Source organism: Mesorhizobium sp. P2_D5, from assembly GCF_056404355.1.
Map to the genome: position 1 here is coordinate 1,155,447 of NZ_JBFUEE010000001.1, position 13,236 is coordinate 1,168,682.

At 64.6% G+C, this 13,236-nt stretch carries 8 protein-coding genes; 2 read left to right on the forward strand and 6 right to left on the reverse strand.

What is annotated here, in order from left to right; genetic code table 11:
• Positions 1-735, reverse strand: a complete 735-nt coding sequence (locus AC1DYW_RS05520; RefSeq protein ID WP_477225350.1) for a 4Fe-4S dicluster domain-containing protein — start codon at positions 733-735, stop codon at positions 1-3.
• Positions 732-3,662, reverse strand: coding sequence for a molybdopterin oxidoreductase family protein (locus AC1DYW_RS05525; protein ID WP_477225351.1), 2,931 nt, complete (start codon positions 3,660-3,662; stop codon positions 732-734). Before AC1DYW_RS05525 ends, AC1DYW_RS05520 begins: the two co-directional genes overlap by 4 nt.
• 278 nt (positions 3,663-3,940) lie before the next feature.
• Here AC1DYW_RS05525 and AC1DYW_RS05530 point away from each other — a divergent pair, with 278 nt between their 5' ends.
• Positions 3,941-4,849, forward strand: coding sequence for a LysR substrate-binding domain-containing protein (locus AC1DYW_RS05530; protein ID WP_477225352.1), 909 nt, complete (start codon positions 3,941-3,943; stop codon positions 4,847-4,849).
• A 10-nt stretch (positions 4,850-4,859) separates the two neighbouring features.
• On the opposite strand, the gene AC1DYW_RS05535 is transcribed toward AC1DYW_RS05530, so the two are convergent.
• From AC1DYW_RS05535 to AC1DYW_RS05550, 4 genes are all read right to left on the reverse strand, one after another.
• Positions 4,860-6,116 (reverse strand): Hsp70 family protein, encoded by a 1,257-nt coding sequence (locus AC1DYW_RS05535; protein WP_477225353.1) that lies wholly within the window; start codon positions 6,114-6,116, stop codon positions 4,860-4,862.
• A 114-nt stretch (positions 6,117-6,230) separates the two neighbouring features.
• Complete coding sequence (locus tag AC1DYW_RS05540) at positions 6,231-7,022, reverse strand: TIGR02186 family protein (protein WP_477225354.1); 792 nt, start codon at positions 7,020-7,022, stop codon at positions 6,231-6,233.
• On the reverse strand, positions 7,022-7,945 hold the full coding sequence (locus AC1DYW_RS05545; RefSeq protein WP_095082339.1) for a sulfite exporter TauE/SafE family protein: 924 nt from the start codon (positions 7,943-7,945) through the stop codon (positions 7,022-7,024). Before AC1DYW_RS05545 ends, AC1DYW_RS05540 begins: the two co-directional genes overlap by 1 nt.
• 192 nt (positions 7,946-8,137) lie before the next feature.
• Positions 8,138-12,190 carry a peptidoglycan-binding protein gene (locus AC1DYW_RS05550; protein WP_477225355.1) on the reverse strand — a complete coding sequence of 1,351 codons (4,053 nt, stop codon included), beginning with the start codon at positions 12,188-12,190 and terminating at the stop codon, positions 8,138-8,140.
• Positions 12,191-12,644: 454 nt separating this feature from the next.
• On the opposite strand from AC1DYW_RS05550, the gene AC1DYW_RS05555 reads away from it, so the two are divergent.
• Positions 12,645-13,106 (forward strand): MerR family transcriptional regulator, encoded by a 462-nt coding sequence (locus AC1DYW_RS05555; RefSeq protein ID WP_477225582.1) that lies wholly within the window; start codon positions 12,645-12,647, stop codon positions 13,104-13,106.
• Positions 13,107-13,236 lie beyond the last annotated feature (130 nt).

Genomic DNA, 13,236 nt, shown 5'->3' on the forward strand with positions numbered 1-13,236 from the left:
TCAGTTCGAAAGCATGCGGTCGACCCAGCCCAGGAAGCCCCCTTCGGCCCGCACCGCTTCGAGTGCCGGCGCGGCCACCGATGCGGCGCGCTTGGTGTGGGCGCGCGGCGGCAGATATTTGTTGGTCGGGTGATAGCCGAGTTCCGGCATCAGGTCGACGCCACCACGCTCCGCCACCAGCTGCGAGACGGCCGACGCGGGATCGCCGAGATCGCCGAAATGCCGGGCGCTGGTCGGGCAAGCGGCGACGCAGGCCGGCACGCGGTCTTCCTCAGCCAGGTTGTCATTGTAGATGCGGTCGACGCACAGCGTGCACTTCTTCATCACGCCGACATCACGATCGAATTCGCGCGCCCCATAGGGGCAGGCCCAACTACACAATTTGCAGCCGATGCACTTGTCCTCGTCGATCAGCACGATGCCGTCCGAGGCCCGCTTGTAGGAGGCGCCGGTCGGGCAGACCGTGACGCAGGCCGGCGTCTCGCAATGCAGGCAGGAGCGCGGGAAGTTCACGGTCCGCCCGCCCATCTCGGTGGTGTGTTCGTAGCTGTGGACGCGGTTGAACCAGACGCCGTCGACATGGCCGCCATAGGGGTCGATGTCGGTCAGCGGCGCCATGTGGCCGCCGGTGTTCCATTCCTTGCAGGCCGTGACGCAGGCCTGGCAGCCGACGCAGGTGTCGAGATCGATGACGAGGCCGAGCTTCTTGCCGCTTTGACTTGGCAGACAGGTCATTCGGCCGCCTCCCTTGCCCGGCGGAACTCAGCGCCGAAGGTCAGTCTGTCGGGTGAGGGTTCGAAGCCAGGCGGTTGTTGGAAACGTTCGAATTGCGGCTCGGTGAAGCCGGCTTCCTCGGCCGCGCATTTGACGATGCGCACGCGCAGGTCGAACCACGCCGCCTGACCGGTCACCGGATCGGAGTTCGAATAGCGCTTGCCGTTGGCGTCGGCCGAAGTCTGGTCGCCAATGATGTGGTTGAGCAGGAAGCCGCGATTGGATTCGGCGGCGTCATCCTTCAGCCCCCAGCTGCCACGCCGCTTGCCGATCGCGTTCCAGGTCCAGACCGTGCTTTCGTTCACCCCGTCGACCAGCTTGATCTGCCCCTTGACCTTGCCGTTGATGCTTTCGATCCACACCCAGTCGTCATCGACAAGACCGAGACCAGCGGCGGTCCGGTGATGCACGAACAGCCGGTTCTGGCTGGTGATCTGTCTCAGCCACGCATTCTGCGAGCCCCAGGAATGATACATATGCATCGGCCGCTGCGTCAGCGCGTGCAGCGGATAGTCTTGCAAATCGACGGCCGCTTCCTCGAACGGCATGTACCAGTACGGCAGCGGGTCCATATAGGTCTCGATGCGCCGGCGGTCGCCCTCTGGCGGCACCACGCGGCCATGGCCGCGTGCGGCCAGCCTGAGGCGCTGCAGAGGCTCGCAATAGAGCTGGAAGACGACCGGCTCAGCCTTGGGGATGAAGCCCATCTGCACCGCGAAGTCGAGATAGGAGCGGTTGGCCATCTTGTAGTAGCGCTGGTCCTCGGCGAAATCGTGGTGCCAGAAGCCGCCATTGTCGATGTAGCGCTGCAATTGGTCCGGATTGGCCTCGCCCTTGCCAAACGAGGCGCCATCCTTGCCGCGCCAGCCAGCAAGCGGGCCAATGCCGGGCGTGCGCTCATGGTTGACGATGTAATCGGCATAGTCGCGGTATCTGGCCGAGCCATCGTCATTGACGAAGCACGGCAGGCCAAGCCGCGCGCCGAGTTCGATCAGCACCGACTGGAACGGCCTGACATCGCGATCCGGCTCGACGACGGGATGGCGGATAGCGTCCCCTGGTCCGTCGGCATGGCTGATCGGCCGGTCGAGCAGGCTGATGCAATCATGGCGTTCGAGATAGGTTGTGTCCGGCAGCACGAGATCGGCGAACGGCACCGTCTCGGAATAATAGGCGTCGGAATAGATGATGAAGGGGATCTTGTAGTTGCCCGCTTCGTCATGGTCGGTCAGCATGGCCATGGTCTCGACAGTGTTCATTGAGGAATTCCAGGCCATGTTCGACATGTACATCATCAACGTGTCGATCGGGTACGGGTCGCCGGCCCACGCATTGCGGATGACGGTGTGCATGAGGCCATGTGCCGCCAGCGGCGCATCCCAGGAATAGGCCTTGTCGATGCGAACAGGCATGCCGGCGTCGTCGACCAAAAGGTCGTCCGGCCCACAGACGAAGCCGAGCGGCATGCCGTCGAGCGGCGTCATCGGCTTGACGGTCTTGCCTGAAGGCTTTGGGCCCGGCGGCGCCGATCTCGGGTAGGGCGGCTTGAAGCGGAAGCCGCCGGGAACATCCACGGTGCCGAGCAGCACCTGCAAGAGATGGACGGCGCGGCAGGTGTGAAAGCCGTTCGAATGGGCGGAGATGCCGCGCATGGCATGCATCGACACTGGCCGCCCCTTGATCGTCTCGTGCCGGCGCCCGGCCCAGTCGGTCCAGGCGACCGGCAATTCGATCGTCTGTTCGAAGGCGACATGCGCGAGTTCGGCGGCGATCCTGCGGATCGTGTCGGCGGGAATGCCGCAGCGCTCTGCCACCGCGTCGGGTGCGTAGCTCTCATCGAGATAGCGGTCGGCGATGAGCTGGAACACCGGTACGCAGCGGCGACCGTCGACGGTGAAGCTGCCCGTCAGTGCAGGCTTGGCCTCGGTATCGGTGGCGCTGACCGGTCTCTTCGCAACTCTGTCCCAGGCCAGCGGATTGCCGCCGGCGTCACGCACGAACAGGCCGTCATCCGCCGCGCCCGGCTCCTGGATGACGAGCAAATGCGCATTGGTGTACCGCAGGAGATAGTCGAGATCGACGCGCCCGGCCTTCAGCAATTCGTGGATGAGGGCGAACACGAACAGGCCATCGGTGCCGGGTCGGATGCCGATCCAGTCGTCGGCAATGGCGTTGTAGCCTGTCCGGCACGGATTGATCGAAACCACCTTGGCACCGCGCGCCTTGAGCTTGCCGAGGCCGATCTTGATCGGGTTGGAATCGTGATCCTCGGCGACGCCGAACAGCATGAAGTATCTGGTGTTGTCCCAGTCGGGTTCGCCGAACTCCCAGAACGACCCGCCGATCGTATAGAGGCCGCCGGCCGCCATGTTGACCGAACAGAAGCCGCCATGCGCGGCGAAGTTAGGCGTGCCGAACTGGCTGGCCCACCAGCCGGTGAGCGACTGCGACTGGTCGCGACCGGTGAAGAAGGCAAGTTTTTTCGGATCGGTCCGGCGGATGACCGATAGCCGTTCGGTCGCGATCGAGAAGGCTTCCTCCCACTCGATCTCGCGAAATTCTCCCGAGCCGCGCGGGCCTGTGCGCAGCAATGGTTTTTTCAGCCGGGCCGGACTGTAGTGCTGCATGATGCCAGAGCTGCCCTTGCCGCAGATCACGCCGCGATTGACCGGATGGTCCTTGTTGCCGTTGATGTAGCGGACCTTGCCAGCCTTGATGTGCACGTCGATGCCGCAGCGGCAGGCGCACATGTAGCAGGTCGTCTTGGCGATGCTGTCGGAAATGCTTGGCGAAGTGTCGACGCCGTCGCCTTCATCGGGCGCCCTGGTGTCGGCAAGCGGGCGTTGCGATGGTGCCGAATTTGCGCCGCGCGGCGGTCGGTGCATCATGATCCGCTGGTGCCCGCACGGCCGGCGGACTTGGCTCGAGTCTTCGGCCCGGGGCCGCGCATATAGTGCTCTTCCGGGTGGTATCGGTCACCGGCCAGCCGCCGCCGGATGCCGCGGGTCCAATGGGCAAGCAGGGATCTGAACCGCCCGATCATTTTGTTCCCTGCGATTCGGTGGCGAATTTTTTCTAACTTCACTCGAAAACGTAGAATAAAGCTATCGATCTGTCTAATCAGTTGTTCTTGTAAATTCGATCGATATTGGTTCTTAATGCACGCATGACCCTGGACCAATTGCGGATTTTCGTCGCCGTTGCCGAGCGTGGCCACATGACCAAGGCGGCCGAGCTGCTTGGCATTTCCCAATCGGCCGCGTCTGCCGCTATTCGCGCGCTTGAAGAGCAGCACGGCGTCCATCTGTTCAACCGGGTCGGCCGCAACATCGAGCTCGCCCAGACCGGGCACCGCTTCCTGCCGGAAGCCAAGGCCGTGCTGGAGCGGGCGGCCACTGCACGCAATGTGCTGGAGCATGTCTCGCAGACGGTCACCGGCAGCCTCTCGATCGCCGCCAGCCAGACCATCGCCAGCTATTGGCTGCCGCGCCGGCTGGCTTCCTTCCACGAGGCCTATCCCGCCGTCAGGTTGAGCGTCACCATCGGCAACACCAGGCAGGTCGAGGCCAATGTCCTCGATGGTGCCGCGGATCTCGGTCTGGTCGAGGGGCGGACGGAATCCGACATCCTGCGCCGCGCCAAGGTCGACGTCGACAGGTTGATGCTGGTCGTCGCCAGCGCCCACCCCGAGATCGCCGAAGTCTCGCAAGGCCGGCCCGACATCAAGGGCCTGCGCTGGATCATCCGCGAGGGTGGTTCGGGCACGCGCGAAGTGCTGGAGGATCTGGCCCGCCGCGAAGCAATTTCGCTCGCCGACCTGCAGATATTCCTGGTGCTGCCGAGCAACGAGGCCATCCGCCAGGCGGTCGAGGCGGGTGCCGGCGCCACCATCATTTCCGAACTCGTCGTCGGCGGCGCGATTGCCGAAGGCAGTTTGCGCGCGGTGCCTATTGACCTGCCGAAGCGCGACTTCGCCATCATCACCCACCGCGACCGGCAGGCGAGCCTTGCCCAGATGGCGCTCAAGGTGCATCTCAGCGCCAGTGCTGATGAAGCGGTGCCCGCCCGCCCGTGAGTGGGCTGTGTCAGCCAAACTTTCGCTGGGCGTCGAGCGCCAGGCCAAGCCCGACCGAGCCGAACATGTCGCCGTCGATGACGGATGCCTGCGGCACCAAGGAGAGAATCTCTCGTCTTGCCAGCGGGATTGCGGTCGACCCGCCGGTCAGGAACACCGCGGTGATGTCGGATGGCTTGACCTGGGCGTCGCGGATGGTCTGCCCGACCGTTGCGGTGACCCGCTCGATGTCCCTTGCAATCGTGGCGTCCAGCCCGGTGCGCGTGATTTCGGCGGCGAACGCCGCCCCCGGCAGCTTCACCGCCACCTGAGCCGATGATCTGTCGGTCAGCTCGATCTTGGCCTTTTCGACAAGGGCCGCCAGCGCATGTCCATAGCGATGCTCGACAATGTGGATGAAGCGGTCGACCAGGTCGGCGCGCTCGGCCTCGTAGCGGATCTGGCGCAGATGCGTCATTGCCTTGGCGGTGTAGACCAGGTTGATGCGCTGCCATGTCGCGAGATCGATGAAGTAGCTGGCCGGCAGATTGCGCTTGCCGTCCTTGGTCGGGGTCAGATAGCCGAGCTGCGGCATCACATGGGCGATGCTCAACAGCCGGTCGAAATCCGTGCCGCCGATATGGATGCCGCGGCTGGCCAGGATGTCGTCCTTGCGGTCGAGCGAGCGCGAGCGCTGCGGTGAGACCCGCACGATCGAGAAGTCCGAGGTGCCGCCGCCCATGTCGACGATCAGCGCCAGTTCCTCGCGCGTCACCTTCTGCTCATAGTCGAGCGCCGCCGCGATCGGCTCGAACTGGAAAGCGATGTGTTTGAAGCCCTGGGCGCGCGCGGCCTTCTCAAGTTCGCCCTGGGCGTTTGTATCGGCCTCGGGATCGTCGTCGACGAATTGCACCGGGCGGCCGAGCACCACTGTTTCGACCGCGCCGCCGGCATCTTCCTCCAGTTTTTTGCGGAGGTGGCCGAGGAACAGGCCGACGATCTCCATGAAGCCGATCGAGCGGGACTTGATGCGGGTCTTCTCGTGGGCAAGCGAACTGCCGAGCACGCTCTTCAGCGAGCGCATCAGCCGGCCTTCGATGCTGTCGGTGTAGTTGGCAATGGCGTGGCGTCCGAAACAGGTGCGGTTGTCCTCGAAGTTGAAGAACACGGCACTGGGCAGCGTGACCTGCCCATCTTCAAGTGCGACGAGGCGCGGCTGCCCGTTGCGGACCACGCCAACGGTGGAGTTTGAAGTGCCAAAGTCGATACCGCCGAATGCTGGTCGCATGGCAAGTTTCCTGATTTTGTCTTTGGGGAGCGGCAACTCGTGTCCGGTCGGGCCGGGGGCGTGCTCTCTAACGCAAGACGCCGGAAAGGGAAACCCTTTTTGGAAATCCGGCGCCTAATCCTTTCGGAAGATCACCCTACCGAGCCAGCCCGTCAGCATGGCCAGCGATATCGCGAAGACGCCATAGAGGAAGGAATAATTGTGCGCGACACGGAAGATCGACTGCTCGAAGCCGGATTTGCGGATTTCGAGCTGGGCCGAGCTTTCCTTGATGAACACGCCGCTCTTGAACAGGAAGGCGCGTGCCTTGTGGGTGCCGACCGGAACATTCGGTGCCAGCCTGACGGTGGCGCGGAACAGGTTCTGCGACAGGAATTGCACGCCGCCGACATTCTCGCTGTAGAGGCCGGTCGCTGTTTTGCGGCTGCGCAGCGCCGCAGTGAATTCCTCGATGGTCGCCGGGTTGTCGCCAGCGTCGGCCGGCTGCATGTAGAGGTTGGAGGCACCGAGCGACAGCTGCTTGTAGCTGTTCGGTTCGGTGATGTCCTGCAGCGGTCGCGTCGTCGCCACCGAATACGACATCGGCACATTCTCGAAGGTTTCGGACTCCAGGTTGACCCAGACGCCGAGCACCCGGTCCTTGCGGCGCACCACGACCGGGCGCGGCGGACCCTCGAGCACGACGATGACATCGTATCTGCCTTGACGGGCAACCAGCGGGTCGGGATTTTCCAGCGAGCCGAAAATGGTCAGGTCGGCGCCGGAAAAGCCGGCGGTGATCGAAACATTGTCGGTGGAGAGGCCGATCTGGATGCCTTCTACCGGTGGTGTCTGTGCCTTGACCGGCACGGCGACCGCAAGCAACGACAGGACAATAGCGGTTGCGAACGCTTTGGGCCCCCTCATCAGTTGAGGCCCGTGGCGGTCAGCGAATAGAGATTGGGCGGTGTGACGAAGAGGTCGATGGCGAGGCGGATCGCCACCGCCAGCACCAGCAGTGCCAGCAAGGCCCTGAGCTGCTCGCCGCGCAGCCTCTGGCCGGCCTTGGCGCCGTATTGGGCGCCGGCAACGCCGCCCGCCATCAACAGGAAGGCCAGCACGACGTCGACCGTCTGGTTGGTGGTGGCATGGACCAGAGTCGTGTAGGCGGAGGTGAAGATGATCTGGAACAGCGAAGTGCCGATGACGACATTGGTCGGCACTTTCAGCAGATAGATCAGCGCCGGCACCATGATGAAGCCGCCGCCGACGCCCATGATCGACGACAGGAAGCCGATGCCGGCGCCAAGACCCAGCACGGGGATGACGCTGACGAACAGTTTCGAGGCCCTGAACCGCATCTTCAGCGGCAAGCGGTGGATCCAATTGTGCTGGCCGGATTTCTTCAGCACCGGTGCCGCGCCGCTGCGCGTGGCGCGGAGCGCATTGACGCTTTCGACCAGCATCAGCCCGCCGACCGTGCCGAGCAGCACGACATAAAGCAGCGAGATGAACAGGTCGAGCTGGCCGAGCCTGCGCAGGAAGGCGAAGACGAAGATGCCACCGGTGGAGCCAACGATGCCGCCGGCCAGCAGCACGCCGCCGAGCTTGAAGTCGAGCGTACCTCGCTTCATGTGCGAAAGGACGCCGGAGAAGGAGGAGGCGATGACCTGGTTGGCGCCGGTGGCGACGGCGATCGCCGGGGGGATGTTGTAGAAGATCAGCAGCGGCGTGATGAGGAAGCCACCGCCGACGCCAAACATGCCCGACAGGAAGCCCACTGCCGCACCCATGGCCAGCAGTACGAAGACGTTGACGGAAATTTCCGCGATCGGGAGATAGATGCCCACCCGTCAGTCTCGATCAGTTTTGCCTGTCGGTGAATGCAACCGTTGCGGGCATCTTGACCCGACAAGCCAGTTTGTTCTTGCGCCGGAGGTGCTACGAAGTCAAACCACGCAGCATTGCCGAAACAAAAAACATCTCAATCAGTTAACAGGCAAATGTGTGGCAAGGGCGTCGTGGAAGCGACGCATCTGCCGTTATTTGCGCGCCAGCAGCGCCTTGACCAGTTTTTCGTCGACCGTGCCGGTCGCCGGCAGCTTGTTGTCGGTCTGGAAAGCCATGATCGCGGTCTTCGTCTTCTGGCCCATCCTGCCGTCGGCGTCGCCTGCATCGTAGCCATTCTTGTTGAGAATGCGCTGGATGTTCTCGATGGCCTTCTTCATGTCGACGCTGGCGGTCGTCTGCGGCGCGCCGTCCTGCCACGATTCGGGAATGTCGACCGAATTGGCTGCCGCATCCAGCGGCTTGGCCTTCCACAGTTCGGCCGCGGCACGGGCGCGTTCGAGTTGCTCGGGCCGCATCGCATTCGCGATCTCGTCACGCTTGGCCGCCGCATCCTTGTCGCCGGTCTTGGCGACGAGCGCGAACCATTTGTAGGATTCCTCGAGGTTCTGCTTCATCCCGACGCCCTTGGCGGCGAGGATGCCGAGGTTGAACTGGCTGTCCTTGACGCCGACGTCTGCCGCCGCCTGGAACCAGTGCGCGGCCGACTCATTGTCGGTGACGCCATCCGCGGCCATGGCGAACAGCACGGCCAGGTTGTGCATGGCGCTGGCGTTGCCCTGCTCGGCGGCGAGCTGGTACCAGGTCTTCGCCTTCTTGATATCGCGCGCGACGCCAATGCCCTTCTCGAAGAAATTGCCGATACGGTATTCGGCCGGCGCGAAGCCGAGTTCGGCCGACTTCTCATACCATTTGGCGGCTGCCGCCATGTCTTCCTTGACGCCACGCGACTCGGCGTAGCGCGAACCGACCTCGAACAATGCCTTGGCGTCGCCGCCGGCAGCGGCATCGCGCAAGCCGAGCGGGCCGACGTCGGTGGGAATGTCGAACTTGGCGGTGGCCGCCGCCGGCGAAGCGTCCGCCGGTGGAACCGCGCCCGTGGTGTCCTTGGCGGTGTTCGGCTCGGCCATCACAGGCCCGGTATCGGCATCGGTCGCTTCCGCGGCGACCGGGGCCGGACCAGCCGGGAGCGCAGCAGCCGAAGCTGTCATGTCGGGCGCCGCTGCGCTCGCATCTGCGGGCGTCGCCGAAGCAACAGGCGCAGGAACCGGCTGGGCTGTCGGTGCCGCATCCATCGAAGGCTCGATGCTTGGCGGCGTGGCCATCGTGCTTTGCGCGGCCATGTCATCCTTGGCTGCCGGTTCGGACGGCTCGGCCTGTCTGACGGAACGGGCCGGCGCGCTTTCCACGGACTGCGGCTGAACGTCCGCCTTCGGCTGGCTAGCCGCATCGACCGAGGCGGTTTGCACCGGTTGCGAGGCGACGATCGGCGCGGCGTCGTTGCTTGCCACCTGCGCCGGATCGGCGAAGAAGGCCTTGCCCAGTTGCAGGCCGGCGAGCGCCAGCATGATCGCGGCGGCCGCCATCAGGATCGGCTTGCGCCGCGCCTTGAGCAGGTCGCCGATCCGCAATGCCTTCACGGGTCCGGTCATCGTCGACTGGCGCTTCAGCGCATCGGCCTCGGCGGCGGCGGCCTGCGCCGCGCGCCGCGCTGCGGCGATGAAATCCGATTTGGCGGCATCGGTGTCGCTGGGCTTGGCCGGCTGGCCGCGCTCGTCGCGCACCCGCTTCATGATGGCATTGAGGTCGGGCGCGCCGGAGCCGGGCTCCAGCGGCCGATTGGCCAATTTTGGGTCGAGCGGTTCGTCGAGGTCGACGCTCGGTGTTGGGGCAATCGGCGCCGAGCCGGCCAGCGGCGGTATGTCGGCCTCCTTCTTGCCCCTGAATGCACGTGCCAACCCGCCGAACAACGATTTGCGGCCGCCTGCCTGTTCGCTTTTCTCGGCGATGGTGTCGGAACTGAGGGCAGCCAGGGCCGCGGCAGCGGCGGCTTCGGCTGGTGAGCGCGTGCCCACGTCGCCACGCATATCCAGGTCGCCACGCATATCCAGGTCGCCACGCGTATCCAGGTCGCCACGCATGCCCGGATCATTGCGCAGGATAGCGGCGGCGCGGCCATCGAGATCGGCCATGTCCCCGGTAAGCGGTACAGGCTGATCGATATCCATTGACGGTGCCTCGACGGCCATCTTGGACCGCCGCGCACCGCGCCGGCTGTTGGGTCCGACCGCAGCCGCATCCAGGAGTTCGCTCACCGCCTCGACCGGTTCGCCGGGTTCCAGCGAACCCAACCGGTCGACGATCTTCAGCAGCGTGTCGTGGATGGCTTCGAATGTTCTCGAATTGCGCTCGTCCGAGCGCCGCGTCAGCGTTTCGAGGGTCTTCAGGTCCTGGGCGAGGCCGGAAACGGCTGTCGTGTTGGCGCTCGAACCGGCCAGCGAACGCACCGCGTTCTCGGCCGCTTCGCGCGCCGCGCCGAGGATGGAATCGCGCGTTCCGGACAGCGACTTTTCGATCTCGTCGAGACGCGGGCTGATGTCCTCGAATTCCGGCAGGGGCGTGCTGGGCCTTGAAAGGTGGGCGGACAGGCCGGCGACCTGCGCCTCCAGGCTGCGGATCAGCGCCGGATCGATGCCGGCCACCTGCGCGGCCGATGCGTCCAGCCGGCTTGAAATGTCTTCGAGCCGGCTTTCCAGGCCGCGGATCGCGGCTTCGCCTGCGGGATCGGGAACACGCGTTTCCAAGCGCTTGGCCAGCGCGGTGAAGCGGGCGTCGATGGCTTCCATGATGCCGGCGCTGTCGACATGCGGCATGCGCTGGTCCAGCCTGTCGGCCACCTCGTCCAGCCGCCGCTCGAGATCGCGGAACAGCATGTTGCCCTGTTCGATGGCGTCGCCCTGGCGACGTTCCATCATGCTCGACAGCACGTCGAAGCGTTGCTCCAGGCCATGGAAGATATAGTCGGCGTCGGGCATGGCAGGCGCCTGGTCGATCTTGTCGGCAATGAGCGCGATCTGCTTGGCCAGGCGCTCCATCGCCTGCTCGGGCAGGTTGGCGCGGCCGGCGAGCTCGTCGACACGGCTCGACAGGGTGCTCAGCCGGTCCATGACAGCGTTGCCCGGGCGGTCCTGCGCAACTTCCTCGATCTGTTGGGCAAGCGAGTCGATCCGCTTCTCGATGCGCTCGAAAGCCTCGTGGTCGAAAGAATTGGCTTGCGCGGCGACCGTCGAGGCGACGATGGCGCGGGAGATCTCGTCCAGCCGCTCGTCGATCATGCCAAGCGTGTCGCTGCCACGATTGTCCTGCTGGCTGGCGAAATGATCGACGGCGCCGGCAAGCGTGCGGACCTTTTCCTCGAGCGAGCGCAGCGACAGCGATTCCGGCAGATTGTTGACGGCGTTGCTGATCTGCTCCAGCCGGTCGGTCAGCATTGATAGGCCGGGGTCGTCGGAGCGCTTGCGCTGATCGGCGTCGACGCGGTCCTCGAAGGCCGTCCACCGGCGATCGAAATCGTCCCAGCGGCGGTCTACCTTCTGCACGCTCTCCTCGCGCGCCAGCGTGTCGAGCGCGGCCTTGACCTGTTCGAGCTCGAGCCGCAGCATGTTGACGCTTCTGTCGTCGCTCTTCTCGGCAAGTATCTGGATGGCGCCGGAGAGCCGTTCGAATTCAAGGCCGAGTTCGGCGCTGCCCTTGGCCGAGGTGCCCGGCCTGGCGCCCGACTGGAAAGCCCGCTCGATGTCCTTGCGCAGCGCTTCGAATTCCCGCTGCAGCCCAGCCGTCATCTGGTGGCGCAGTTCCTCGCGCATGCCGCGCAACTCGCCGGCGATCTTGCCGACCATGGCAACGCCGTCCTCCTGGCCACGCACGCGATCGATGTCGCGGGCGATGGCCTGGTAATTCTGCCCGAAAGCGGCGGCGGGCGGCGGCGGGCTCGTCGGGCGCGGCGCCGGCTGCGGATCCTCGTACCACCGCTGCTGGCTGGAGGGTTGGCCAGAGGGTTGGGCTGCTGGATAGCGCGCATCGGCCCCGTATTGGCGGGGCTCGGGCGGTGCCATCGGGTCCTCGCGCGTACGCTCCAGCCGCTGCTCCAGCGTTTCGAGGGAACGGTTCAACTGCTCGAGCGTGGTCTGCGGCCTGCGCTGCCTGCCGGCGTTGAGTGTATCGAGGTAGGACCGCTTGCTGTTCATCGGTGCGTCCGTCTTTCAGATTGGCTGGCTCGCGGCCAGTTCCCCCAAGTCCCTGTCGGAACGAGGCGACAGCGGCTATGCCGCAGTGGAAGACGAGCTTCCCGGGCTCTCACCCGCGCTCCGAAAAACCGTGAAAAATTCGATACAGGATAACCACGGGTAGCCGACGCGCCCACATTTCGCCCAACGTGGTAAACAACGCGTTAACCAAACTTAAGAAGTTGCAAGGATGTCGGATGCCGGCAGCACGGTGCGGCATAACGCTCGCCGCGCAGAACGCCCTTGCGTCATGAGGCGGCTATCGGTATAGAATTGACGTAAACGTAAAAGGCGCCCTGAGCGTGCTGTTTGCGATTTGTTTGTTGAAACCACGACCGGAAGCAAGCCCCCGCTTCCAGTCAGGCGACGCACGGTCCAGGACCGCGACGCCACCAGATGGGGAAAGCCAGTGACCATGAAGCTTATCTCGGCCGGCGAGACCGCGGCCAATACCAACAATATGTCTGTCGAAGCCGGCGAGGACCTTGTCCGCATCGGTGAGATGGCCAAGAAATATGGAGTGACGCTGCGCACGCTGCGTTTCTATGAAGACAAGGGCCTGCTCAACCCGCAGCGCGACGGTTCGACCCGTCTCTACACGCGCCGCGACAAGGCCCGGCTGAAGCTGATCCTGCTTGGCCGCAAGGTTGGGTTCTCGCTGCGCGACGTCAAGCAGATGATGGACCTCTACGATCCGACCGGCTCCAACACCAAGCAGCTGCGGCTGGCGCTGGACAAGTCGGAAAAGCAGCTTGCCCGGCTGCAGAAGCAGCGGGCGCTGATCGATGACGCCATCAACGAGCTGAGCGGCTCGATGTCGGCGGTGCGCCAAATGCTGACCGAGCGTTCGGCGCCGCAGGCGAGCGTCGCAGGCTAATTCATCCGCTGACTGTCTGACTATCAAAGCCGCGTGGCCCTGCCGCGCGGCTTTTCGTCGTCTTGGCCGCGGCCCAATGCAGCCTCTCGCCGCTAGCTTGTGCAACGCCTCGCCGCTACGTTCACCGCGC